At 30.5% G+C, this 26,119-nt stretch carries 30 protein-coding genes; 5 read left to right on the forward strand and 25 right to left on the reverse strand.

Annotation, left to right across the window (positions count from 1 at the left end):
• Positions 1-7 precede the first annotated feature (7 nt).
• From C7448_RS08995 to C7448_RS09005, 3 genes are all read right to left on the reverse strand, one after another.
• Positions 8-298: a TM2 domain-containing protein gene (locus C7448_RS08995; RefSeq protein ID WP_115901047.1), complete on the reverse strand. Its 291-nt coding sequence runs from the start codon at positions 296-298 to the stop codon at positions 8-10.
• Positions 299-396: 98 nt separating this feature from the next.
• A complete protein-coding gene (locus C7448_RS09000; RefSeq protein WP_115901048.1) occupies positions 397-930 on the reverse strand; it encodes an SH3 domain-containing protein in 534 nt (177 codons plus the stop codon).
• A gap of 97 nt (positions 931-1,027) precedes the next feature.
• Complete coding sequence (locus C7448_RS09005) at positions 1,028-1,405, reverse strand: PH domain-containing protein (RefSeq protein ID WP_115901049.1); 378 nt, start codon at positions 1,403-1,405, stop codon at positions 1,028-1,030.
• Between the two features lie 496 nt (positions 1,406-1,901).
• Between C7448_RS09005 and C7448_RS09010 the strand changes: the two genes are divergently transcribed.
• On the forward strand, positions 1,902-2,603 hold the full coding sequence (locus tag C7448_RS09010) for an HU family DNA-binding protein (RefSeq protein WP_170137024.1): 702 nt from the start codon (positions 1,902-1,904) through the stop codon (positions 2,601-2,603).
• A gap of 837 nt (positions 2,604-3,440) precedes the next feature.
• On the opposite strand, the gene C7448_RS09015 is transcribed toward C7448_RS09010, so the two are convergent.
• From C7448_RS09015 to C7448_RS15835, 14 genes are all read right to left on the reverse strand, one after another.
• Positions 3,441-3,773, reverse strand: a complete 333-nt coding sequence (locus C7448_RS09015; protein ID WP_115901051.1) for a peptidase associated/transthyretin-like domain-containing protein — start codon at positions 3,771-3,773, stop codon at positions 3,441-3,443.
• Between the two features lie 29 nt (positions 3,774-3,802).
• A complete protein-coding gene (locus C7448_RS09020) occupies positions 3,803-4,186 on the reverse strand; it encodes a hypothetical protein (protein ID WP_115901052.1) in 384 nt (127 codons plus the stop codon).
• Position 4,187: 1 nt separating this feature from the next.
• A complete protein-coding gene (locus tag C7448_RS09025) occupies positions 4,188-4,535 on the reverse strand; it encodes a hypothetical protein (protein ID WP_115901053.1) in 348 nt (115 codons plus the stop codon).
• Between the two features lie 29 nt (positions 4,536-4,564).
• Entirely contained in the window at positions 4,565-4,975 is a 411-nt protein-coding gene (locus C7448_RS09030) for a hypothetical protein (protein WP_147300516.1), read from the reverse strand.
• Between the two features lie 18 nt (positions 4,976-4,993).
• On the reverse strand, positions 4,994-5,350 hold the full coding sequence (locus tag C7448_RS09035) for a hypothetical protein (RefSeq protein WP_115901055.1): 357 nt from the start codon (positions 5,348-5,350) through the stop codon (positions 4,994-4,996).
• A gap of 109 nt (positions 5,351-5,459) precedes the next feature.
• Complete coding sequence (locus C7448_RS09040) at positions 5,460-5,804, reverse strand: peptidase associated/transthyretin-like domain-containing protein (RefSeq protein ID WP_115901056.1); 345 nt, start codon at positions 5,802-5,804, stop codon at positions 5,460-5,462.
• A 12-nt stretch (positions 5,805-5,816) separates the two neighbouring features.
• Positions 5,817-6,161, reverse strand: coding sequence for a hypothetical protein (locus C7448_RS09045; protein WP_147300517.1), 345 nt, complete (start codon positions 6,159-6,161; stop codon positions 5,817-5,819).
• A gap of 28 nt (positions 6,162-6,189) precedes the next feature.
• Positions 6,190-6,573 (reverse strand): carboxypeptidase-like regulatory domain-containing protein, encoded by a 384-nt coding sequence (locus tag C7448_RS09050; RefSeq protein ID WP_147300518.1) that lies wholly within the window; start codon positions 6,571-6,573, stop codon positions 6,190-6,192.
• 127 nt (positions 6,574-6,700) lie between these two features.
• Positions 6,701-7,057, reverse strand: a complete 357-nt coding sequence (locus C7448_RS09055; RefSeq protein WP_115901059.1) for a hypothetical protein — start codon at positions 7,055-7,057, stop codon at positions 6,701-6,703.
• Entirely contained in the window at positions 7,054-8,235 is a 1,182-nt protein-coding gene (locus C7448_RS09060; RefSeq protein ID WP_115901060.1) for a hypothetical protein, read from the reverse strand. Before C7448_RS09060 ends, C7448_RS09055 begins: the two co-directional genes overlap by 4 nt.
• Before the next feature lies 1 nt (position 8,236).
• Entirely contained in the window at positions 8,237-8,725 is a 489-nt protein-coding gene (gene tssD, locus C7448_RS09065) for a type VI secretion system tube protein TssD (RefSeq protein WP_147300519.1), read from the reverse strand.
• 516 nt (positions 8,726-9,241) lie between these two features.
• Positions 9,242-9,907 carry a helix-turn-helix domain-containing protein gene (locus C7448_RS09070; RefSeq protein ID WP_115901062.1) on the reverse strand — a complete coding sequence of 222 codons (666 nt, stop codon included), beginning with the start codon at positions 9,905-9,907 and terminating at the stop codon, positions 9,242-9,244.
• Between the two features lie 2 nt (positions 9,908-9,909).
• Positions 9,910-11,718 (reverse strand): tetratricopeptide repeat-containing sensor histidine kinase, encoded by a 1,809-nt coding sequence (locus C7448_RS09075; RefSeq protein ID WP_170137025.1) that lies wholly within the window; start codon positions 11,716-11,718, stop codon positions 9,910-9,912.
• Between the two features lie 90 nt (positions 11,719-11,808).
• A complete protein-coding gene (locus tag C7448_RS15835) occupies positions 11,809-11,985 on the reverse strand; it encodes a hypothetical protein (RefSeq protein ID WP_170137026.1) in 177 nt (58 codons plus the stop codon).
• A gap of 373 nt (positions 11,986-12,358) precedes the next feature.
• Here C7448_RS15835 and C7448_RS09080 point away from each other — a divergent pair, with 373 nt between their 5' ends.
• A complete protein-coding gene (locus tag C7448_RS09080; RefSeq protein ID WP_115901064.1) occupies positions 12,359-13,063 on the forward strand; it encodes a hypothetical protein in 705 nt (234 codons plus the stop codon).
• An 87-nt stretch (positions 13,064-13,150) separates the two neighbouring features.
• Here the strand turns inward: C7448_RS09080 and guaB are convergent, their stop codons facing one another.
• Positions 13,151-14,626 (reverse strand): IMP dehydrogenase, encoded by a 1,476-nt coding sequence (gene guaB / locus C7448_RS09085; protein ID WP_115901065.1) that lies wholly within the window; start codon positions 14,624-14,626, stop codon positions 13,151-13,153.
• Between the two features lie 245 nt (positions 14,627-14,871).
• On the opposite strand from guaB, the gene C7448_RS09090 reads away from it, so the two are divergent.
• The 3 genes from C7448_RS09090 to C7448_RS09100 all read left to right on the forward strand — a co-directional run bounded on the left by C7448_RS09090 (position 14,872) and on the right by C7448_RS09100 (position 16,611).
• On the forward strand, positions 14,872-15,630 hold the full coding sequence (locus C7448_RS09090; RefSeq protein WP_115901066.1) for a hypothetical protein: 759 nt from the start codon (positions 14,872-14,874) through the stop codon (positions 15,628-15,630).
• A gap of 118 nt (positions 15,631-15,748) precedes the next feature.
• Positions 15,749-16,336: a hypothetical protein gene (locus tag C7448_RS09095; protein ID WP_115901067.1), complete on the forward strand. Its 588-nt coding sequence runs from the start codon at positions 15,749-15,751 to the stop codon at positions 16,334-16,336.
• A 5-nt stretch (positions 16,337-16,341) separates the two neighbouring features.
• Positions 16,342-16,611 (forward strand): hypothetical protein, encoded by a 270-nt coding sequence (locus C7448_RS09100; RefSeq protein WP_115901068.1) that lies wholly within the window; start codon positions 16,342-16,344, stop codon positions 16,609-16,611.
• Here the strand turns inward: C7448_RS09100 and C7448_RS09105 are convergent, their stop codons facing one another.
• The 7 genes from C7448_RS09105 to C7448_RS09135 all read right to left on the reverse strand — a co-directional run bounded on the left by C7448_RS09105 (position 16,612) and on the right by C7448_RS09135 (position 26,002).
• Positions 16,612-17,355 carry a LytR/AlgR family response regulator transcription factor gene (locus C7448_RS09105; protein WP_115901069.1) on the reverse strand — a complete coding sequence of 248 codons (744 nt, stop codon included), beginning with the start codon at positions 17,353-17,355 and terminating at the stop codon, positions 16,612-16,614.
• A gap of 3 nt (positions 17,356-17,358) precedes the next feature.
• Positions 17,359-18,981, reverse strand: coding sequence for a tetratricopeptide repeat-containing sensor histidine kinase (locus tag C7448_RS09110; protein WP_170137027.1), 1,623 nt, complete (start codon positions 18,979-18,981; stop codon positions 17,359-17,361).
• A 79-nt stretch (positions 18,982-19,060) separates the two neighbouring features.
• Positions 19,061-19,549 carry a hypothetical protein gene (locus C7448_RS09115; protein WP_115901071.1) on the reverse strand — a complete coding sequence of 163 codons (489 nt, stop codon included), beginning with the start codon at positions 19,547-19,549 and terminating at the stop codon, positions 19,061-19,063.
• Positions 19,550-19,788: 239 nt separating this feature from the next.
• The gene (locus C7448_RS09120; RefSeq protein WP_115901072.1) at positions 19,789-22,281 is read right to left on the reverse strand and encodes a TonB-dependent receptor domain-containing protein; all 2,493 of its coding nucleotides are present in this window, start codon (positions 22,279-22,281) and stop codon (positions 19,789-19,791) included.
• A complete protein-coding gene (locus C7448_RS09125) occupies positions 22,256-23,623 on the reverse strand; it encodes an HTTM domain-containing protein (RefSeq protein ID WP_115901073.1) in 1,368 nt (455 codons plus the stop codon). The genes C7448_RS09120 and C7448_RS09125 overlap by 26 nt, the downstream gene beginning before the upstream one ends.
• Positions 23,616-24,716 carry an imelysin family protein gene (locus tag C7448_RS09130; protein ID WP_115901074.1) on the reverse strand — a complete coding sequence of 367 codons (1,101 nt, stop codon included), beginning with the start codon at positions 24,714-24,716 and terminating at the stop codon, positions 23,616-23,618. Before C7448_RS09130 ends, C7448_RS09125 begins: the two co-directional genes overlap by 8 nt.
• A 104-nt stretch (positions 24,717-24,820) precedes the next feature.
• Positions 24,821-26,002 (reverse strand): DUF4856 domain-containing protein, encoded by a 1,182-nt coding sequence (locus C7448_RS09135; protein ID WP_115901075.1) that lies wholly within the window; start codon positions 26,000-26,002, stop codon positions 24,821-24,823.
• Positions 26,003-26,119: the final 117 nt, after the last annotated feature.

The following is a 26,119-nucleotide window of genomic DNA, read 5'->3' on the forward strand; positions in this document are numbered from 1 at the left end:
CTTTATTTTAGGCTTTCATCGCTTGTACCATTGCTATGTTTCTAGCACGCTCATCTTCTCTTTCTTTTTTATCTATTTCTTCTATTTGCTGAAAAATTAATGAGTTAAACTTTTCTACTTTACTAGACATTGTAAACAAGTCTATCAATGCCCATATACCTAGTCCTCCTAGTGTAAACCAGTATAAAAATTGTACTCCCCATTTTCCTAAATAAGCATAATGAGCTCCTAAAAAAAGCAATAATATGTATGCAGTTCCTGTTGATTTCACCTTTGATTGTAAATAATGTTTGTTCATTTTTTTTTGTTTTGGTTATATACACCAAAGCTAAACTCCTTAAAAAACAAAACCTTACGGATTTCCGTAAGGTTATAAATTCATACTATAAAATTATATTATTCCACCAAAAGAACACCATTAGCATGAACAAACCCTATTACTTTTGTTCTTATTACCTTTACTTTAATCCATTTTGCATGCGTAGCTAATATGGTTAGTTTTTCTCCAAAGTCTAATTCTTGTATTACGTAATAAGAAGTATCTGGACCACTTCTTAGGTTTAAAGAGTTTTTATTTACCAGTAATGTTTTTAGGTAATAGGGTTCTTCTTTTAACAATGTACTATTGGTCTTACGTCCGTCAAAAATAGTTTGTTTGGTTTGTTTTGGCTTTGTATAGCTTTTTGTACGACTTCTTTTTGTACACACTCCGCAAGAGCCTCCTCTGCTACAATGCTTACAATACTTACAATTTTTACATGCTCTACAATTGGCAGAACCTGTACACCTAGCTTCTGGAGGAATATTACAACCTAATATAGTGGAACTGTATATTCTTTCTTTAGCTTTTTTGTTTTTAGTTATACTTACCATAGCGAATGTTACCAGTAATACTGCAATTAGTGAAAGTATTTGAGTTCTCTGATTCATAATAAAAGGGGGATTTAGTTTACGATATCAAATCTAGTTTCTGCTGAACAGAAAACCCTACGGAAATCCGTAGGGTTCATCTAATGATACTCTAACGTTACATTGCTTTTTCTGCTAAAAATTTTTGCACCTCATAAACATCAACATTTTTATTAAATTTTTTACTTACCGTAGGCATATTCTCACTTGATATCCATATTTTTAATTCTGCGTCTAAATCAAAGGTCCCTGCTGTTTCTAGTGAAAATCTAGAGATGTTTTTATAAGGCATTGACTTATACTCTATTTTACTTCCTGTTAATCCCTGGACATCAATCAGAATCAATCTTTTATTAGTAAACATAAAAACATCTCTAAATAGCTTGAACCCTAATTCTACAACCTCATTACTAACTAATAATCTGTTATATTTATCTGTCAGCTTTTCTGGTGACACTTCACTTGCATTTCCTAAAATACTATTTATCAATCCCATTTTAATTTATTTTTTTGGTTAATATCATTACAAACCTACCTTGATAAAAACACAAAATCCTACGGGAATCCGTAGAGTTTGCTACTGTGTTAGGGTCTATACAAAAATGGTATCTATAATTAGAACTTTGTTAGATGCTATATTGGTTTTCTTAACTTTAACAATCTTCCGCGTTTTCTATTTATACACCATCTAAAACGTTAAAAAACTCATAAAGTCAGCGGGTTAAAACGAAAAAAAACTATTTTAGTGTCAGCTATAAAAATTGTTTGTAAAAAGTAAATTGCTATCCCTTATTACTATTAAATCACATTCAATTTTACAACATCTTTACGAAGTTAATGCTATATAGGTATGTTACTAACTACCTGTTTGGTGATGGATACCACCTTGGTTGTTTTATGTATTAAGGTGTGCTAATAATTATTGCAGCTACTTAATAGTTACTACCAAAAAGTATTCAAATGAAAAAGTAAGTAATTTAAAAATCAATATGATGAAGTACTATTTAATTGAAAACAAGTTAACCGATGAAACCAACTACTCAGCACGCGTATTAACAGAGCGTACTATTAATCAAGACGAGTTGATTGATAAAATGTTGAGTAAACGTAACCTAGTAAGCAAAACCGATATTGTGGCGGTGCTTAATTCTTACTATGAAGAGATTATCGAATCGATAGAAGACGGTGATAATATTAACCTACCCTTACTAAATATTGGCTACTCTATTTCTGGGGTTTTTGATACGGAGGAAGATGGTTTTAATCCTGATACTCATAAGCTACACGTTAACCTCAACAGCGGAAAGTTAATCAATGAAATTAAAGACGATATTCCGCTACAAAAAGTAACTGCACCTATTACCAACACGGTTATTACTAACTTAAAAGATATTACCTCTGCAACTACGAATACTACCTTATCTGCCAACGGATTGTTTGAGTTGAACGGTTTGCGTTTAAAGGTTGCTGGTGACCTACCTGAAGTTGGTTTGTATTTTGTTGCTGAAAATGGTACCGAAACTAAGGTGTCTTATTTAGCTCAAAACAGCTATAAGAAGATTATTGGTCAAGCTCCTGCCCTTGCTGCGGGTAACTATCGTGTTAGAATTAAAACGCAGGCTACTTCTAGTGCTGATCGATTTTTAAAAGATATTATGATGGCTGAGTCTACATATACTCTTACTGTATCGTAACACTATACAGTAGTGTCGAGTGACACCATACAGTAGTATCCAGTGACACCATACAGTAGTGTATGAAGGTTAATACAAAGTTTAATAACGTAAAAAGTACGAGCACATGCTCGTACTTTTTTTATATTTCTTATTTGTTGTGGTTTTTAATGGGAATTAGGTGTTAACTAGTATAACTAACAAAATTCTCAATGTTTTATACGGTGTTTCATCGTTCTTCGTTATGACGGTTATTTTAGAGCTAAGAGAATGGACCGCTTCGCTGTTAGAGTAAAGACTTATTTATAGGTCTTTGTTCTATATTCTTTTTATCATCTAGTGTCACTTCGAGTAAAATTATTTAAATGAAATAAAAATAATTTTGTATCGAGAAGTTTTCTAATAGTTCTCGATACAATTTTCACTTCGTTATCACTCAATAAAAATCACTCGAACTGACAGTGATTGTAATAAAAAATAAGAGTACTACTTTTGAGTGAGATTCCTCACTATCGTTCGGAATGACGGTTTGCTATTAGTTTGCGTCATTGAGAGTGATAACGATAAAAAGGAGTTTTATATTCTTTTTCTTGATAAAAAGAAACAAAAATCAAGACGTACAATAAAATCGTAAGAAAATACTACGACACCTTCCACTGATAAAAAGAACTCGCTATCGCTCAAACAGCTTTTTATCTTACATCCATCGCTGCTGTCTTGATTTTCAAAGATTTTCTTGAAGGTCATAAAACATAATAACTTTTTCATTATAATTTTAATCTTCTATGTAAGATATTACTTTTTTCTTTACAGGATAGTACTAAAGCCATGAAAAATATGAATAGAGGTTTTCTCATTTTATTCTTTTCTCTTCATAAATAAAGTGTCTTTTCTATGAACGAATAACGATTTATCTCCTCTTCTGTTCGCTGTATAAGGAGAAATAGTATCTGAGATATAGCCCTCTTTAATAAAAATTAATTCACTAATAAAGTTAGCTTTTCTATTTAGATAAAAATAACCATCACTTTTAGAATAGGTATGTTGTGAATAAGATGAGCTTTCTATTATTTGTACGTTATTTATTGGCTCTTTGCTTTCATCAAATACATAACCGTGATAACAATCACATAGTTCTTGCTTGCAAGAAACTGTTAAAAGTAATAGTGTTAGTAATAATACGTTTTTCATTTTAGCTGCATAACATGTGTAGAATACACTTACTTTTCAAGTGGTTTTAGGAAGATTGAGTCGAATCTTATAGTGTCTTTTGTAAAACCATACCTACCTCTTCTCTCAATACTTTTTTTTTCATATCCTTTTTTTATTAAGCGAAACTTAAAAAAGCCCATAGGAGCTTCACCTCCTATAGCCATTTTATCGTAGTAAGTTTTTATTCTTAAAAAGAAACTTCCGTTTACATCACTACTGGTTTCAATAGAATAATCTTTTTTTGCTGAATCCCAAGTTACCACATCAACACTATCTATTTTTTGTAATGTTTCAGAGTTATATATATAACCTATAATAGGAGGTCTACTAACTCTTTTAACAAAACAGCTTGTTAATGTTACTATTATAAATATAAATACTACTTTTCTCATTTTATTCTTTCCTCTTCATCAATAAAGTGTCTGATTGTTCACGTAAAAACAAACGATAAAATGGAGGTGAATGTCTACCTCTTGATAAGAAAACGGTATCTGTTTTAAATCCTTTTTTACTAAATATTAGTTTATCTGCATAAGTTTGTGAAAATCGCTTTAGTTTAAAATACCCTAAACTATCTGTTGTTGAAAACACGTTATTAGGCTCAGAGTGTCCCTCAGTTATTACTACACCTTTGAGGGGAATTTCTTTGTAATAAACATACCCCTCAAAATACTCTTTTGTACCCTCAGTACAAGAAGTAAACAATGTAATTAATACAACTAATAATATTTGCTTTCTCATTTTAGCTACATCACATGTCTAGAATACGCTTACTTGTCAAGTGGTTTTAGGAAGATTGAATCCAGTTTAGCAATTGTATCATTTCGTTTCCAGTGTTTTTCTATTTGTATAGTGTCTTTTTTACAACCTCTTTTTTCAAGTATTAAAAAACTCGTATACCTCCCATCGAAAAGAGAAGATTCTTCTCTTCCATCTCCTGTATACAGTATATGATCTGAGTTTAATGAGAAAAAACCATCTTTGCTAGATAAAGTCTCCCTTTGTGAAACTACTTTTAAAGTACTTTTCTCTAATAAATTTATTGATAGCTTCACACTATCTATTGGCTTCTTAGATTTAACATCATAAATATTTCCTTGAATAAAAGGTGATAAATAATATTTATGTTTTGAACAAGATACTATAAACAAAAGGATACATATATAAATTATTCTTCTCATTTTCATACCACATTAATGTTATTCTTTTAATTTTAGAAGAACTGTACCTAAATCAATTTCTTTCTCTTTTCTTATATCTACAAACTTATATTCTGTTTCATATCCTTCTTCTTTAAATATAATAGCAAAATTACTGTCTCCTTTCATTTCCTTTCTTTGAATTTCAAATTCAAAATAACCATCCTTTGTTAACTTTATATCTAGTATTTTTGAATAACTGGAACTTATTGGAGAGTGTACTATTTTTTGACCAACCTCTATCTTTTTTATTTTATAGTCATTACTTGTAGTAATATGTCCTTTAACCTTCACTTTTACATGATTAGTACAACTTGCTAAATAAATTAGACTGAAGAGAAGAATTAGTTTTTTCATTTTAGCTGCATAGCGTATCTAGAATACGTTTATTTTTCAATTGACTTTTGGAAAATTGAATCATATAATATTGTCTCTTCTCCAAAACTTCCTTTTGTTCTTTTTTATTTTATTGAAAATACTTAATGTATTTACTTTTATGGCTAATTAAATAAATAGTATCTCCTGTAAAGTTTCTGCTTATAAACTCTCCATTATGAGTACTATATACAGGCAATGTATCTATTCTATAATTCTCTTTTTTTAAGATAATTTCATTCCCTATTAATATTTCTTCTTTTAGAGTAAAAAAACCTTTCTCATCTGTTTGAGTTAATTTATCATCTTGTAAACTATATACTTTAACACCTTTTATGGGGTCTTTTGTATCTATATCATAGATATATCCGCTATAGTTAGTATTACAGCTTTGTATTAAAAAGATAAAAGCGAATAATGAATGGTGGATTTTCATTTTATAAATTAACTATTTAAACCTACTCGTGTCTATAAAAAGGGTGTCGTTTCTTCCATTAATAAAACGATAATTTAATTTTTCTCCACGATTTGAGAATATCGTGTGTATAGTATCAATCACCTTATTATTTTCTGTATATACAACTAAATTACCTCCAAAACTATTTAACTCAGGTATGTTAAAGTATCCCTTTTCATCTGTTAAACTAAAAGTTTTAAGGTTGTCGTCTTCTACTACTTTTAAGTTTCTTAAAGGCTTTTTCTCTTTACTATAAATATAACCGTGGTAATAGTCTGTCTTTTTCTTACAAGAAAGTAAAAACAACAAGAGAGTAAATAAAAATAATTTTTTCATTTTAGCTACATAGCGTATCATAACACACTTACTTTTCAAGTGGTTTTAGGTATATCGTTTTTAAATTTATACTATCTAATATATTCTTATCATATTTCTCCAAATCAATTGTATCTGTAATATAGTTTTCTGATTCCAAAATCAATTTATAAGATATATTTTTGATAGCTATATAATAAGAATCATAGTCTTTAGTCTTCATTCCTTTTATATAAAAGAAACCATTTTTATCTGTTTTACTTTTCCCAAAGTAATTAAAAGATAGTGAGTCGGTATACAGAGTTACTCCTTCAATAGGTTTATTTGTTGTTTTATCATAAACAAAACCTTTTATGTCTCCAATCAAAATATGTTCAGAATCACACGAAGTACAAGTAAAGAATATGATAATATAAATTATATATGATTTCATTATTTCAATTCTATTTTTGTTAACCAAAGTAAACCTAATGTGTTCCTTTAATTTCAGGTCTTTCTATTCTTGATGAACATGAGTTTAAAATAAACGTCATTATTAGTAAGTAACAAAGCCTCATTTTTTAGTTTCTAATAGGTAATGCTATTTGAGGTCTTCTATGTTTACTATTTTTTGATATTAAATAGATAGTATCTCCAAAAGGTTGTTCTTTTATAAACTCATTTTGTCTATCGAATGTACTTAAACTAAATCTTCGATAATCTTCTTTTTCAAAGAGAAGGTATTTTATTGTAGTACTCTTTTTTACCTCAAAATATCCTTCTTTATTACTAAGAACAAAATCTGTAGAATCTTTATAATAAACTTTCACTTTATTTAAAGGAGTTTCTTTATCAAAGTCATAAACATAACCGTGATATTTTGTTGAACAAGATTGAGTTATTACAATCAATAAAATTATTAAAAACAGCTTTCTCATTTCAATTTTAATTTAGTTAACCAAAGTAAACTTAACACATCTTTTTCTGAAGCTACAAGTCTTTTATATATGTTAGGTTGTCTTCGTTTTCCTCCATATTTATTCTTTTTCAAATATGGCATAATATCAACTTCTCCAGAAACTGGGTAAGCTGGGGCTGATGATTTTTGTTTTTGAGTAATAGTATTTACGCTTCCTTTGTGACCATACGAATAAAATGTGCCTCCATATGCTTTTAAAATAGTATGCCCTATTTCATGCGCTGAAGTTTCTTTGAACTCGTTATCTTCATTAATTGAGGTTTGATAATCCCAACTATCAACATAAAAATACTCATAAATATACCCAACATTATAGCACACAGCTTCTCTAGAAACAATATTTCCTACAAAAGAAATAGGGTCTTCCACGGTTCCTGGGTTTCCTGAGCGCATCCAATCACCATTTGTATTAAAGATTAAACTAACATCATCCATTGTTTTCTCCGTTGTATTTATTGCGTTTACATAAACTTCATATTTTTCTCCATTAATATCAACATCTTTGGCTATATAATGATTCCTGTTTCTTCCCCAATGGTAATTTAGCCCTTCTAAAGCCAATCTTTCTAAATCTTCAAAACTTTTTGTACGTGCTGTTAAAGGAGGTTTACCAGTAATCAAGTCTCCCTGTGGTATTTTATCCCAAGGACATACTTTCATTGGAACTCTAAGTTTTGGGTCGGGGTCAATATCTTTTTCATAACACTCTATTCCTCTTGCTCCTCCATCTTTTAAGTTAACACGTAATGTAACATCTATTCTTTTAGAGTTTTTATCAATCTTTACATCAACCCATTTTACCTCATCGTAACGCATACTAAAATCTAACTTTTTTCTACTGTAGTTATTTGAACTATCTACGCCAATAGTATACAGGTTTAAATTTTCGTATTGTGTTAGTTTAGCCGTATCTAAAACTCCTCCACTATCAAATCCATCCCATTTCCAAATGTGTTCTCCTTGTTTTAGTTTGTTAGCATCAGTTATTTTTTCTTCATAAATCACCGAGCTTCCGTCTCTAATTTGTAGCGTTAGTTTTTTGGCGTTATTATCAGCTATTTGGTAAGTAAATTGTACAAAGCCTCTTTCGTTAGTTCCGCTATAATCAGCTATTCCTAGGGGGACAAAACTTGGCATATTACGATAATTTTGGGGTTACACTAAAGTTTGTATCACCACCTCCTGAAGCAGTATCTCCGCTATTAGTTACTTCGTTTTGGGCTCCTGAAAGTGTTTTTCTCCAATACGTAGAATATTCTAGTGAAGAGTTGGGTGTTTTTACCCCTGCACACGTAATTATTAATCGGTCTTTTATGGGTTGATCGTTTGTACTAGAAAAAATAGTTTCAAACTTTTTAAGGTAGCAATCAAAGAAAGTCATTGTTTTAGAGCCTCCTTTTAAATATGGATAGTATATTTTTAACTCTAGTTGGTCTATAGCCGTTTCTTTACAAGCCCATTCTTCAAAATCAGTATTACTACCTGATTCTATTTCTACTTCTAGACCTGCAAAGCTAGCGGAGCTTGTGGGTTGGTCAGAAACGTTTATGTTTCTATTAAAACCAAAGTTATAGGTTAGTACTTCTACCTCTCTGTTGTTAAACAACAGTATCGTTCTATATTTCATAGCATCGTTTTTAAGTTATATTTTTTTCTTGTTGAAGTAATACTTAGCAATTTCAACGTATCAAACCTACAATTTTCCCACTTAAAAAACTAAAATATTTTTCATTAAATATCTTGGTACTAACCAAATACGGAGCCTGTACTTTATTTGTACTTAGTAAGTACTTATACTGTTTTGTGTTTGACCTTAGACAAAAGACTGCTTCGCTGTTAAAATGAGTTTAGAACTATTCTAACAATCCTCATTAACTCTGCTGAGCGTAGCCGAAGTACAGTTTTTACTTCGTTATCACTCTATAAAAATCACTCGAACTGACAGTGATTGTAATAAAAAAATAAGAGTAACATTTTTGATTGAGATTCCTCACTACCGTTCGGAATGAAGGTTTGCTATTAGTTTGCGTCATTTCGACCTGAGGGAGAAATCTTAAGAATATTTGCTACTCCTTTGTATAAGATAACCACGTCGTTAACACTCCTCGTTATGACGTTGATTATTCTGTTTTTTACATAAATTTTAAATGAGTCCGAAGTCTTTGGTGATTGCTATAAGCTGTGTTGGATTACTAGCATTAAAATTTTCTTTTAATAGCTTTAAGCGTTTTTCTACCGAACTAACACTACTCGGTTTTATGTCTTTATTTTTTAATGCTTCACTAATTTCTTTTTGATCTAAACCTTCTGCTAAATGTTCTAGTAAAAACACGTCATAATCTGTAATTTCAAAGGCTTCTTTATCACGTAGCGCATGTGCTAATTGTGGAGTGATAAAAAACTCTCCGTTAAACACATTTTGTACTGCTTTTTTTAGCTCTCTTTGTCCGTGGTTAGATTTCCATACATACGCATTTACCTCTAATTCATTACATAATTGCTGAATTCTATATGGTTTGTCTTCTACAGAAAATACGACTGTTTTTAAAGTTGGTTGTAGTTTTTTTGCTTCGGCTATGAGCTCTTCACCTGATTCGAGTCGTTGCTTATGTATATTGTCTTTAAATGATAAATCACTTACTAATAAATCAAACGGTTCTTTATCTAACCATGCTTTTTTTAGCTTTAAAAAAGCCTCGTCGCAATATTGTGCATATTCAACATTAGGAATTTGCATGTTTTCTAAGGCTACTTTTATTCCGCTTGACATAAAATCAGCATCTTCGGCTATCAATACTTTTTTGAACATAACTACTTTTTAAATTGAAACTTTGCTTGAAATCCTTTTTCTTGCTTTGATTCAAAAGTAATAAACCCTCCTACTGATTTAATACGGATTTCCATATTTTGTAAACCATTTTTTACAGAGAGGTTTTCAACTCCTTTTCCGTTGTCTTGATAGGCTACTGATAGTTTGTTTTTTTCGACTGAAAAAGCGATAAGCACCAACGTTGCTTCGCTGTACTTTTTCATGTTTACCAAGAGTTCCTGTAAGGCTCTATACACTACTATTTGTTTTTCTTTAGCCAACTGGTTTATGTTTACTTCTTGCAATCCTTTATGGATTACTTTACAACGATCGTTCGTAAAGTCTAAAAACAGTTGCTTTAAGAAATTCTCAAAGTGTTCACCTGTGAGCACAGGGCTATTTTCGTGAGATATATCTCTTGTCTGTGCATATATTTTCTCTACTCTCGTTAGCAACCTTTCATCTGTTATTGATGTATTTTGTAGTGTATTCATTACCGCGTATACATCGTTTGCCAATTCATCGTGTATTTTTTTTGCTAAGCGAGTTTCTGTATTGTAGACTTCTATGGCTTTTTCTTTTTTATTTTTTTCTCTTTTATAAAAGAAATAGACTATTGAGGATAGAATGGTAAGAATTACTGTAAAAATCCAGAGTTGTTTTTGTGATTTTTGTTGTTCTGCTAACAACTCACTGGTTATAATTTTTTTTTCTAATTTCTGTCCCTTAATAGTTACCTCATTTACTCTATGAATTGTTGCTATTTGTTTATTTTGAGTCGTTGCTCTTTCTCTTTCCAATTCTTCCGTTAAAAAAAGAAACTCTTTATAATAATCATCTTGCCTCTTTGTTTTAAATAATAATAACTTTGTTAAAGCTTCTCTTATTTCTTTTTTGTTTTTTGTTTTTCTAGCTGCTTTTAACATTTCCAAAGCACAATCTTTAGCTTTATTTTTTTCATTAGATTTATTGTAATAATCTGACAAGTGAGAATAACTGGCACACATCCCTTTATAATCTATCTCTTTTTCCCTTATCTTTAAAGGTATAAAGAAATCTAAATGGGATATTTTATCTCCTCTTAACCATTTCGTATAGGTATAATTATCTAATAATCTAGCTCTAGTAATATTAGGTAACTCCTTAAAATAATCACTTATTAATATCTTTTCATATATACTTAGCGATTTATCATATCGCTTCAGCTCTCGATAACAATTAGCTATATTATTTTTATACCTGTATATTTTTTCTTCATTTTCTGTACTTTCTAATGCTTTCTTATACCAATTAATAGCTTCTTTGTAATCATATCTCTTTTTATGGTTGATTCCTAAACAATTATATATACTAGACCGTAACTTATTATCGGTCCTAGTATAACTAAGAGCTTTTAAAGCCGTGGAATCACTTTTATATGATAACCCAAAGTCTGACTCCATAGTCGACAACGCTTTTAATCTATCAGCTACTCTTACACTGTCTTTTAACTTGATATAAATATATGCTGACTCTTTATAAGCTAAGTATCCTTCTGCTGTTTGATTGTTAGATATATAAGAGTAACCTAAACTACTATAAGCATCAGCTAATTCTAGTTCTTTTTCTCTACTATTATTCGTTGCTGCTTTTAATATGGTGACAATACTATCTGCATAAAGTATTGTTTTTTCTTTTAGTTTTTCCTTCTTGTAATAAGAATATTTGTTTCTTAACTCTCTTAAATGCAGAGAATCTTTTTCTTTAAAAGAACCAGCATAACTAAAAGTAATTGATATTAATAATAATAATAAAGTTAATTCTTTTTTCATTTCTGACTGTTTCATGTCACTAAAATATCAATTAAAAAGGGACGTAATAAAATTACCTCCCTTTTTTTAATTAACTTTTATAACTATTTCCTAGCCATTAGTCTCTTTATCTGGATCTTCTATCGGATCTTGTTCATCTTCCCCACCAGTATCACTTGTCGTTGTTTCTGTAGAATTGGTTTGTGGTACTACAGTGGTTGAGTTTGTATTTATAGTATAGATTCCGTTTGTTACTAAGAACGTTATAATTAATAAAACCTTGTTCATTTTGTTACTTTTAAAAATTGATAATATTTATCCTGTCCAAGCACTTTGCTTAGCTACAGTTACACCATGTTGGGTGTAGAATTTTTAAAAGAGTCGCGCGCCTCTTTCGCGGGAAGTAGAGATGAACATCGGTATTATTAAGTAGCTTCCCCCCTAAGAAATTCTACCGATAGTTCATCTTTTAATTAGAACCAATCAATTTGTTTTCTTTTTGATTTCTCGATTAATTCTGGTACAAACATAGAGCTGATCTCTAGGAAGCTATAGAAAATAAACAGAAAAGAATTGGAAAAGATTTTTCCAATTTTACGGGTTTCCTTTTCCATACTTTTTCTATAATTTTTAACTTTGGAAAAACCAATAAAAAATAGTGATGCTTAAAGAATTACTTAGACTTCTTTATATAAAGCTTGAAAATGAAAGTGAAAATGATAGGAAAAACAAGACTGGAAATTTTGATTTTTTCGAAGAGCAAATATTAACTCAAAAGCGTTTTGACAAGTACAAGGATTACATGGTTAAATCCAAAACAATGAAGAATTATTATGAAAAGCATGTAGAAGGAAGAATAAATAGTTCTAAAGAACCAACACTACAATTAAAAAACTTAATAGCTGAGTACTTAGGATTCGATGATTATCCCGATTTTGAATCAAAAAAACCAAATAATGGTAATTTTCCAAAAGGAACTGGCAAAGCAATAAGTAAGAAACATTTCTACATTATCACTAGTTCTATAATAGTTCTTCTTTTGGTTCTTTCCCTCTCTTACAAAAATGTACTTTTTATGGATTATAACTGTATCGTTTGGGAAAAAGACCATTATACAAAAGCCCCTTGTTACTATCTTAATTCAATAGATAATACAACTTACCATATAGATATTGACCGCTTTAAAAAGGTAACACTTACCAAAGGCATGGAGTTTTTTACTGATGGTAAGGAGAATTTTTGGTATGGAAGTAATAAAGATGGTAAACGAGAATTCTTTACGGCTAGAGGTGTACATCCTGAAACTCTAAAGGAGTTAGACCCTATTACTGAATACATTCTTGAGAAAGAAGGTTTTAAACCATAAAAAAACGCCTTTAATAATTAAATTAACGGCGTTTGATATTTTAGATTGCTTTCATCCGAAATATTGGATTTACAATAACTTTATATTTTATCGTCTACTATAGTTAGGTGCTTCTTTCGTAATAGCAACATCGTGTGGGTGACTTTCGTTAATTCCACTTGCAGTAATACGGATAAATCTTCCAGTATTTTTTAATGTTTCAATGTCTTTTGCTCCACAGTATCCCATTCCTGCACGTAACCCTCCTACAAACTGATGAATACTTTCTTGTAATTCTCCTTTGTAAGCAACACGTCCTACAATTCCTTCTGGAACTAACTTTTTAATATCGTCTTCTACATCTTGGAAGTAACGATCTTTTGAACCTTGTTTCATTGCTTCAACTGATCCCATTCCACGATACGATTTGAATTTTCTTCCTTCGTAGATAATAGTTTCTCCCGGAGATTCTTTCGTTCCTGCCAATAACGATCCTAACATTACACAGTCTGCTCCTGCTGCAACAGCTTTAGGAATATCTCCTGTATAACGAATACCTCCGTCGGCAATTACTGGAACTCCACTTCCTTTAATAGCAGCTGCTACTTCTAATACTGCTGAAAACTGTGGAAACCCTACACCAGCAACTACACGAGTTGTACAAATAGACCCTGGTCCTATTCCTACTTTAACTGCATCTGCTCCTGCTTCTACTAAATATTTTGCTGCTTCTGGTGTTGCAATGTTTCCTACAACAACATCTAATTTCGAAAATTTTGCTTTTACTTCTTTTAATACTGACACTACTCCTTGTGTATGTCCGTGTGCTGTATCAATAATCACTGCATCTACTCCTGCATTTACCAATGCTTCTGCTCTATCCACCGCATCGTGTGTTACTCCTAATGCAGCAGCTACACGTAAACGTCCAAAAGTATCTTTGTTTGCTGTTGGCTTCTGTGTAAGTTTTGTTATATCTCTAAAGGTAATTAAGCCTACAAGCTTATCATCATCATTAACAACTGGTAACTTTTCTATTTTATTTTCTTGTAAAATAACTTCAGCATCTTTTAACGAAGTTCCTTCAGCAACTGTTACTAAATTTTCTGAAGTCATAACTTCAACAATAGGACGCTCGTTATTTTTTTCGAAACGTAAATCACGATTGGTTACAATTCCTACTAATTTTCCTGCTTCATCAACGATTGGAATTCCACCAATTTTATGCTCACGCATTGCTTGTTTGGCATCTAAAACAATAGCACTTAACGATAAAGTAATCGGGTCGATTATCATTCCGCTTTCTGCACGTTTTACCTTACGCACTTCCTGAGCTTGCTGAGCAATTGTCATATTTTTATGCAACACTCCTATTCCTCCTTCTCTCGCAATAGCAATAGCCATAGCAGATTCGGTTACTGTATCCATAGCTGCAGACACTATTGGAACATTGATTGTTATGTTTCTGGTAAATTTTGTTTGGATTGATACTTCTCTTGGAAGTACTTCTGAATAGGCAGGAACTAATAAAACGTCGTCATACGTTAATCCTTCACCTAATATTTTATCTTGATGAGCTTGCATATGCAATCAATTTAGTGTGTTGTTAATTAATTGCATGCAAATATACTACAAATAATGTAAAAACAATCTTTAATTTTAAGTTAAGTAATTCATTTTTCTTTTACCTTTTATTTTCTCTTTAACCTTCGATCAATAACGCTAATAATCAACTTTTATACGCTTAAGGTTTCTCTTTATATTCTTTTCTAAATCATTCTTAATTTTAGTATGTATTTACCCCATTCCAATTCATAAACCTACAACTAATGGAAACCAGTACCCTCATAAAAGACACTAAGAAAGTAGCTAGCACTACTGATGTTTACCCTAAAGTGTCTAAAGAATTAATCACTGAAATTAACAATATGCTATCGTATGCTATTTACAATGGTATTATTATTAATACTGAAGTGAACTCTTTGATTGAGAGCAAGGATTTAAATGATTTGATTAACGCGCACAATATTCTTGTTAAAAACATTACTCCTGCAACGCCAAAATCTATAGAATATACCAAAACTCTTCGTAATGAAGGACAAAATAAATCTATTTTCAGTAAGCTTCCTATAGTTAGAAATCTTATTTTACTAGCTCTTTTCTTCTTGATTTTATTTATTATTACTGCGCTTTCTCCTGATGTAAATAATAGCTCATTAGATAAAGGTTTAATGAATAACTCTGGTTTACCTTTATTATTAAACCTTTCTTATTTAGCCTCTGTTGCTGGTCTAGGCGTTGTTTTTTATTTATTGAAAAAAGTTAGTGACTCTATTAAGAATTCAACCATGGTTTCTGAAGAATCTATTTCTTATTTGGCACAAATAGTACTTGGTATTATTGCTGGACTTATAATGTCTGAAATCATTTCATTTTACACGAAAACCCCTGAAGACATCGATCTTTTTAATAAAGGTGTTTTAGCACTGATTGGTGGGTTTTCTTCTGAAGCTATTTTTAGCATATTACAAGGTATTATAGATAGAGTTAAGTCCATTTTTATCGTACCTAAACCCAATACAAAATAACTATTACTAAAAAATAAAGGGGTTGTTACATTAAGTGATTATTAATAGAGCTTACAGCATACTAACCAAACTTAGCTCAACATTGTAGCAACCTCTTTTTAATTTTAAAATTACACTTATGAAGTATTTTTACGTATCAATTCTTAGCTTTTTTCTACTTTCTTGTGCTAGCATTCCAAGTTCTACGGTTACACTAACCAAAGAAGTTATTAAAGAAGCTGATAATATGCATGCTTTAAATGTGTCTTTAATCAACAGACTTTTTGATGAGCGAAAGGAAAAAATAAACTTATTTATTGAAAATAAGTATACTCCTACACTACTAAAAAAGTATGAAGGTTTATTACCAGATTCTTTAGATTATAAAAAGGAATTACCAAACATTCTTAACAGTATTGTTCCTGTTATTAATCATAAAAAAGACTCGCTTCAAAGTGTATTAGATTCACAAAGACAAGATATTTTAAACCAGCTAAACTCTAATTATAGTGAGTATAATAAAGCTACTACTTCACTTCAAAATTTAATTAACTCTGTAGTAAAAGTAAAAACCACAGAAAGTGAGGCTTTGCAAGCGATAGATCAACTTACAGGTGATAAGATTGATATAAAAAAGGTTGAAAATACTATTAACAATACTATTGAAAAAACGGGGAATACTCTAAATAAATTGATAACAATTGAAAAAGTAATTACTGAAAAATAACAATTATGAATTCTATAGATTGGAACAATATAGCCCAAAAAGCTGCTTCACAAACTAATGCTGAGTTTAACAAACAGTTGGCTAGTTTAACTAACCTAAAGCTTAGCGAAGTGGATGCTTTTATTAAAGAAAGTAAAATTACGAATACAAACGCCATAAAAACACTTAAACTTATTGATGATGCTACTATTAGTAATAATGAAAAAGCCAAAGCTATTTCTAATATTGAAAATGGCTTTGGCTTTGTAATAAGTTTAGTTTCTAAAGTAGTGTAACTATCTAAAGATTGTATTCTCTTTTATAAAGGCTGTTTTATAACGCTCACTAAAGAGAATTTTTTCTTCATTATCTAAAATAATAAGGTTGTCTTCAAAGTAAATTTCTTTAATTTTCTTAACGTTTACTAAGTAATTTCTATGTACTTGTCTAAAATCTGGATTAGACAACATATCTTTTAGCTTGGTTAATGACAACTTTATTAGGTAATTTCCTGAATCGCAAATTAAGCTACAGTATTTTTCTTTCACTTCTACATAATTGATAGCAGCTACATCTACTTTCACTACACTTCTTTTTTTCTTTATAAATAAAAAAGCGGGACTTAACACTCCATTATCTGATGTTAAGCTTATACTATTACTTTGCTGATAACAAGACTCTATTGCTAATTCTAAAGAGAACAACAATTCTAGTTTGTTATAAGGTTTTAATAAATATACTAACGGATTGGTTAGTTTTGCTTCATCAAAAATTTCTCTTCCTTGCATGCTTGTCAAAAACAAGAAAGGAACATTTATTCCTTCTTTATTTAAACGGTGTGCTAACGAAATTCCGTCTGGTTTTCCGTTAATCATAATATCTAGTATAATGACGTCAAAAAAACAATTTCTAATCAGCTTTTCTGCTTCTACCGCATTTTTTGCTAACGATACTTCGTAATCATTATCTTCCAAAAAAGAAGAAAGTTCTAAAGCTTCTTCCTCTAAGTCTTCTAACAATAATAATTGTAGTTTTTTCATAATTTATGCGCTTGCGTTGGGTAACAAAATTCGTATAGTTGTCCCCACTTCCAACTCACTATCTATGAGTAATTTTCCATTATTCTTCTTAATAAGTGTTTGACACAGTAACATACCTAACCCTACGCCCTCAGATCTGTTAATTTTGTCAATACTTAAATCTTCTAATCCTTTAATTTTTGCTAGTTTTTCTTTTGAAATTCCAAAACCTGTGTCTTTAATTTCAATCGTACTAAATTCTTCAGAATCGGTATAGGTTTTTACTGCTATTTTACCGTTTTCTCCTGTGTATTTTAGTGCATTATCTAACAAATTTCTCAATACTATTTTTAAAGATTCTTTGTCTGCTTTTACCAAAATAGTAGCTTCTAACTTTGTAGTTAGTGTAATATTTTTAGCTTCTGCAATCTCTTCAAAGTTATAAACAGCCTGTTCTACCAATGGTTTTAAAGGATACTCTTCTGCCTTAAACGATAACTGATTGTTTTGCTCTAACGACCAATGTAATACATTGTTTAATAAGTGGCTTGTACTTTCTGTTAATGCAATAGCATTGTTAGTAGTTTCACTTACGGCATCGTACTCTTTGTTTTTTAACTGTCGTTTTAGCTTTTCGTGTTGTCGCTTAATTGTATTTATTGGTGACCGTAAATCGTGAGACACTACAGAAAACAAATAGTCTTTGGTTTTGTTTGCTACGTTTAACTCCTCTTTTTGCTGAGTTATAAACCTATTTTTACTTCTTAACTCTCTATAAAAATAGCCTAAAAATCCGAGAAAAACTAATAAACCCGAAGCTCCTATTACCAAACTCTTTTGCACCACTGCTTGACGCTTCAGTTGTTCATCTTGTAAAGCTATTTCTTGTTGCTTTTGGGCAACGGCTAATTGTTTGTCTTTTTCTGTAAGCTCCCAAATTTTATCACGGTTCCAAATAGAGTCTTTCCAACGACCATACTCTATATAATAGTCCACACTCTTTTGGTAGTTCTTTCTATTCTTCTCCACAACCGCCATGTTTCTAGCAGAATTTTGCTTCAATTCTAAATCAGAAAAACTTTTTGCTAAATCATAAGCCTCTTTAAACAACGGAATAGCATCATCATCTAAATATTGCTCATAATATACATTAGCCAATTCCATTTTAAGTGTTATTAAATCTAAAGTATCCTTTGTACTTATCAACTCTAATTCTTTTTCAAAGAAAAGCTTAGCTTTTTCGTAATCTTTTATATGAATATAACACAATCCTATATTGTGATAATTATTCTTTTTAAATTTGACACTCGAATTAGAACTTAATTTTAACCAATCATTATAATATTTTATTGCGTCTCTATACTCTTTGATATTAAGATGTAACAAACCTAGTTGAGATTTCTTTAATCCAATTAACTTTTCATTATCAGACATCTTAGTTAAGTTTTCTAATGCTTTTTTAAATAATTTTTTATTTATAGCACTAGCACTTTGAATATAGTTTAAAATATCTTTTTCATCACTTAAGCTAGCTATTGATAAAGCTTTTCCAGCGTATACGTAACAAGAATCATAATTTTTATTTTCATAGAACTCAAAAGCCTTACAAAAATTAACTCTTTGTTTATCGCATACTTTTCTATACATTTCCCTCATATTATCATTATAAGATTGAGAAAAAAGTCTAGCTGATAATATTAAAAAAATAAAAAGAACTATTTTCTTATTAACCATTACCTTTAGGCGTAGTTACAGTTCCTCTATCTAATTCTGGATCATCGTTTTCACTACGTACTAAAATCATATCTACAGAAGGGGTTCCTTCATCTAATTGATAAGCAAACTGTACATAATATAAATCGTATTGGCTAGCTACTTCATCGCAATTAAATTCTACTCTAAAGTCTCTACAACTTACAGTATCGTACCCACCATCTTTGTTTAAGATTTTAGTTGGCGTAACTCCGTAGTAATTTAAGTATACTTTGTTTCCTTCTAATTGCAATCCACTTGTATTGTCTACTGGGTTTAATGTATTGTCTGGTAAATATGCTAAAACCGTTACGATATTAGGAGTTTCACTGTTTCCTGATTCATCTCTAGACATGTTTACTAAAGGGCCTGTAGGTACATTTTCTTCACTAATATTTGTGTCAAACTTACTAAAGCTTTTTAATGTTAATGTAACTCCGTTAACGTTTACTGGGTTTCCCATGTTTTATAATTTAAATTTGGTTATTGGCTAAATTTACAATTATAAAAAGAAAAGAAAAAATAGTTTGTTACTATTTTATAGAGGTTATAAAGATAATTCTATTTTGTAAAAATTCTCATATTCTTATTGGGAGAGTAAATATTATTTACAGTATATAAAAACCGTTATAAACACAATGAAACTAGGGTGCTAATACCATGTAACTAAAAAAGGGAGAAACCGAAGCTTCTCCCTTTATTTTAAATTTTGAACTGTAATGTTACATACCAGTTTCTTGGAGATGATGGTATAATACCTGGTCCTGGATACCCTGTTGCCCTACGTGTAAAGTATTTTTCGTCTAACAAGTTGTTTACTCCTGCTTCTAGCTTCCATTTTTTATACGAATATGAAAAAGAAGCATCTACAATTGTATATGCTGGTATAGGACCTATTGTTCCGTAACTAGGGTGTGTGCTATCTACTGTTGCATGTGTAGCATCTGTTTGTTGTTCTGACAAATGCGTTAACTGTAAACTACTTAAAAAGTTTTTATATCCAAACTTCACTCCTGTTTTTAAGTTTAGATTGGGGATAAACTCTACTTGATTTCCTATTACTGATTTTTCTAATGAATCTGTATATTCTGATTGTGTTAACGCTAGGTTTACATAGGTATTTAGCACGTAGTTTGGTGACAGTTTAAATGCATTTGCCAAACTAACATCTGTAAAACCTTCAAAACCATAAATAAAAGCGTCTCCTACATTAGTTCTTAACCTATCTCCTGCATCGGGTCCGCTACTTACCCAAAAAATTCCGATTCTTTTGTTGTAAAACAGTCCAAATCCGCTTAGATCGTAGGTTACTATGTTCTTAATCTTTCCTCTTATTCCAATATCTGCTGTTCCTCCTTCTTCATCATCTATGTTTTCATCTACTTTAAAAGTAGGACTTACCGTACGGATATCATTAAAGGTTACTGAACGGTAGTTTTGAGAAGCATTTGCATAAATTTCTAACTTTGTTGATGGTTTATAACTTGCTCCAATACCCAATAAAGCAAAGCTTCTTTCTTTTGTTCTATCGTCTCTAAACATATTAATTCCGTTAGGTAACGGCACTCCGTTTTGTAGATCTTCATTATTCCACAATACTGTTTTATAATCACCATTACTTCCTGTTTTTATGTATTCTAATCTAAACCCAGGAGTTATTGAGAATTTATCTGATAGTTTAAAAATATGTTCTCCAAATAGTGCTACGTTCGTATTTGGGAATTTAAAATTAGATGAGGCATAGGCATTTACATCAGCAAATGTAAAGTTTGCATCTACACCATTAGATCCTGCTCCTTGTTGTTCAGAATTATTTGCTTTGTAATATTTTACACCTAGTAAGTAGGTATTCTTTTGCCCTCTAAAATTATAGTTTGATAAAAAACGTATTTCTGTTCCCCAGTTTTTATATTGTCCGTTAATTAAATCTCTTGTAGCATAATTTCCATCTGCAAAAGGTTCATCTACATAGGTTATAGGACTTACATTACTTGATTTATAATTCCCTCTAAACCCTATGGCTTTTCTCGAAGCATTTAATCCAAATAAGTTAACACTTAGGCGTGTGTCTTCTGTAAAATTATGGTCTAGTTTTACCGCCCATAAATTCCAATTTACATGAAACCAATTTCTTGATCTGTTACTCTGAAAAGGATCTTCATTAAACATTCTATCATTTAACCCTCCTGCTTGTTTTGCTAAGTAATTTAAATATGTTGCCTCTACTGTTAAAGTTGTTTTTTCTGATAGTTTATGATCTACATGACCATAAATATTTATTGAGTTAAATTCTGAATTTGGTCTAAAACCATCTCCTCGTTTATAATTTATGTAACCGTAATAACCTGTTTTATCAACTGTACCTCCAACACTATTAAAAGAATTGAAAAGACCGAAAGATCCTGTAGATTGTCTTGTTATGAACTCAAATTCTTTACTCTTATTGGGTTCGTTAAATTTAAAATTTAACAACCCTCCAAATTGTGTTCCGTATTGTAATGATGCAGCTCCTCTTACAATTTGTATTTCTTGTAAGGCCTCTGCTGGTGGAGTGTAATAGCTTTCTGGATATCCTAATACATCTGCACTAATATCATAACCGTTTTGTCGTGTATTAAAGTTTGATGTTCTGTTAGGGTCCAAGCCTCTACCTCCAATGTTTAACTGTAATCCTGCATCGTCATTTTCGTAAATATTGAGTCCAACTACTTGACTGTATATTTGGCGTGCGTTATTCGCCGCTTTATTTCCTACTGTTTGATCTAATAAAACTACTTCTGTTTTTTTTCCTTCATAAATAGCAGTTCCTTCCACTGCTTTTAATCTTTTTAAACTAAATACTTTTCTTAGCCTTTGATTGATGATTACTTCTGATAGTTCTTCGTCTAATTTTAAAAGAGTTATGTTTACTACTATATTTTTATTTCCAATAGTTAATACATCTTCTTTCATCTCGAAGTTATAAGAAAAGAATACCAATGAATAGTTTCCTGATTGTAATGGTTTGGTTTTATAATTTCCTTGAGCGTCTGATGTTGCCAACTTTCCGCCTGAAGCATCAAAAACTTCAACATTATTAATAGGGTTTCCTTTTTTATCAATTATTTTTCCTGAAATGGTATATTGTGCTACCACTGTTTGCACAGCTAAAAATAAGATAAAAATAATGCTACAGACCTTTAATTTTGATTTCATGGTTAAATGGTATAATCCAATTTTTGTGTTTAAAACTTTCTTTTTGTTGGTATAAATCTACTTTTGGATTTATAAATTGTGTGCTAAGTCGACCGTTTAATGTTACATAACTATCTACATATACTTTAGGGTTTTTCATTCCTTTCTTTTTGTAGGTATCCCCTAAAAAATGAGCAAATTCAAGTATAAAATCTGATTGAAAACTCATTTGTTTTTCTTGTAATGTTGTTAAATAGTCGCTATTGTCAATATATACTTGCTTTTTTGTTTCTTCATCAATTATTTTAAACTCTGCATAGCCCGCTTTTTCTGTTAACATAACACGCCAAGAAAAACGGTATCCTTCTTCTGTCCAAAATAATTCTCCGGGGTACAACAAATACCTAAAAGGAATAATGATTTGTAGTATAAAGAACAGTATTAAAAACTTTCTTGTTAATGTTAGTTTTTGGGTAGTTACCAAGGTTTTTCCTTGATCGAAATAATCCTTAGAAATTCTAAATATGGCTGCTATGATATTTAGTATTTTATGGTGTACTTTTGGATTGAAAAATATAATGGTTGAGACAATCATTATATAAGGAAACATTCCTATTGAAAATAGTATTCGTGTAAATACATGAAAAACAACTACTGTAACAAATGCTATGGTACGTGTTCGTTTATTTAATAATAAAAAAGGTACTGTTAAATCGTATATGGCTCCTGCCCAACTCATAGCAAAGTGAAACCATGTTTTAGACATTAAAAAACCTACTAATGGTAGATTATTTTGTACGGGTAACCATATGCTTAATGGAGAGGCTCTAAACAACCAATCGGAATTTAGCTTTGCTAATCCTGCATAAAAATATACGATACCTAATAGTAACTTTATTGCGTCTATAGTCCAATTAGGTATTTTTTGATAGGCTATTTTCTCGTTTTGTTTTGCATCTACAGAAAAATAAGCATTTGCTGGTAAAAAAATTAGAATAAATGCTACTAAACTTACAAAGTAATAATGGTTTAAATAATAGCTTTTATCCATTAATTCAATGTAAGTAAAACTTAAAAAAAACGTAATTGCTGCTGCTCTATATTTATAACCTAACATTATAAGTAAGGCAGCTATTGCACAAATAAAAAATAATAAATAGGTATAGTTACCTAATGGTTTTATATACTCGAATCCGTAGTATGAAAAGAAAAATTTTGGCTTTATGTACTGTTCTTCTATCCATCCGTTTAACCAAAAACGTAGTATGCTACAAAACATCATAAAACCAAAAAAAATACGAAATACTACAAGTGTAGCAGCTTCCGTATTTTTTTTAAAATATTTTTGTACTGTATTAATCATTATCAGCGTCGCTCGAAGTATTTTTAATACTCATAGCACTCATCATATCTGGTTTAAAGTTTTTCAATACTGTTTGCATAGCTTCGTAAGTATTTAAAAACACATTTTTGTCATTTTGAATTTGATCTGTAAAGTCATTTTTTAATAAACTTGCTTTATCTTCTATTTTTGTAAAGTTTGTGTTTATTAAATCCGCTAAATCTTTTCTTTTTAGAAACTCAAGATATTGCTGTAAGCTTTTTCCATTATTTCCATTATAACCTATTCCTTTATAAAAGTTTTTTGTTGTTGTTAACGCGGTTATAAATAATTCTTTAGAGATGTCTTTTTTATAAAAGCCTTCAACCAATGTAACATCTGGTATACCTGTTCTTGCTCCTGATGGATTTGCTATTTTAGGATCTCTTAATTGTTTTTCAAAAAAAGCTATAACATAAAAGTTTACTAATTTATCTACACTACTTGATATAGAATATCCATCATTTTCAATAAAAGTTTGCCTGTAACCTCCGTTCCAATCATCTTTAACTTGTTTAGATAAATTGTAAACTCTGTTACTTACATCTTTTAAATATTGTGTATACTTAGCTGCATTTTCTGCTGTTGTATAAAAAGTTACTGTTTCTTCATCAGTACCTTTTCCATTAAGTAAATAATCTAAAGCAGGAAAACCTTGTACACTTATTAAATTAGGTGATTCTAAGTTATAAGTTCCCGACTTAGCATAATCATCTAACTGAGTAGCATTCGTTGGTATTGTATTCATATAACCAACCATGTTTATTTCTTGGGCTTTACCTACTTGGAATAAAGAAATTTTTTGCCAAGTTATATAAGCATTTTTCCATGCAGTTCTTGCCTCAACTAAATTAGCTGTGTTTGCTGTTGTTATAAATTTATTTATTGTTTCATTTAAGAACTCTGTTTTCTCTACAAAATCATTATATCCAGGAATAATCATTTGATCAGCCCAAAAAGTCAACATTTCTTTTCTATTAAAATCATCTGGTGTTGATGTACTGGAATCATCATTACTACTTGAACTACAAGCAACAATTAAAGAGAGTACACATATGTATACGATTTTTTTCATCTTGTTTTAATTAATTTTTTATTAATCTAAATAAACACGCAAAAATAAAAAAAAATAGCCACGTAACTGTACATGGCTATTTTTAATTTATCTCATTTAATAGTTTAGTCTTTTAAACTAACTACATCTTCTGTTGTAAAACCAAAGTAGGTTCCTAACCTAGATGCAATTTGATCTAATTGGTCATCTGTAATAGACCATAAACCATTATCAGCTTCTAACATTGTTATAGTACCTGCGATTTGATTTTTTTCAACTTGTTGTCCGTTAATTTCAACAAATCGTAGTGATTGTAAAAAACCATATGCTTCAGATAATGCATGTAAACTATTTGCATCTTTAGCTCCTTTTCCTTTTAATAGGTAATGTGCAGCCATAACCCCTATTACTTTAGATACTGATACTCTAATAGTTTCAGCTTGCTTGCTTGCTAATTCATAATCATTAGCATCTACTGCTGCTCTTCCTAATTTGAATGCATTGTACACATCATCAAAAGTTCCTTTAAACTTACTATCGTTATCAACACTTTTAATATAAGAGTTCAAGAAACCTTTTCTGTCGTTTAAAGAATTAACTGGTTTTGCAGGATCTTCTTCTAAACCAAATAAATACCCATAAGCTTCATCCCAACCATGTTGTAAAGCTGTATAATTTTTGGTGTCATCTCCTTTATATGGTTTTCCAGCTTCATGATCTGCTTTATTATCATCAATAAATTTTTGAGAAACATATTTGTTTATCATTTGATCTGCAATCACAGAACCTATTAATGTTTTAGCTACTGCTTGATTGTACTCAACTCCTTTAGCACTTACATAAACTGTTCTACTACCTGTAATTAGTTTTCCTGCTGTACCTGCGGCTGCATCTGTATTCCAATTAGCATATACTTCTGTGGCATGGTCTTCAATCCATCCATCCATTTTTAACCTTAACTCATCTGTTTCTACAGCATCTACGTTAGAGTTTGTAGCAGAAGCCACAGTACCTCTAAGTTTTTTCCCTGAAGTGTTTAATGATGCATCTTCAAAACCTGTACCCTCTTTAAACATTTCTTCTAACTGAGCCTGAGTTTTGGTATTAATTCCAAGCGCATCCTTTAACTCTTTAGCCATTTTTAAACGTGCTACTTGTCCTGAAAAACTAACGTTAGATTTATTGTCTTTTCCATTAAAAACATAGGTAGCTGGAGCTTCTACTGGTTGTTTTACATCATTATCATCTGAACAAGATGTAAATACTAAAGCTGACACAGCTATCATAGAAAGGATTACTCTTTTCATTTTTATTTAGATTAAGTTTTAATTAATTTTATTCGGCAAATTTATATAAGAAATCTAACCTCACAAATCTTATTAAGACTTATTTTAAATAAATTTCAGCAATTTTAGTTATTTACA

The sequence above is a fragment of the Tenacibaculum gallaicum genome (assembly GCF_003387615.1).
Lineage (GTDB): Bacteria > Bacteroidota > Bacteroidia > Flavobacteriales > Flavobacteriaceae > Polaribacter > Polaribacter gallaicus.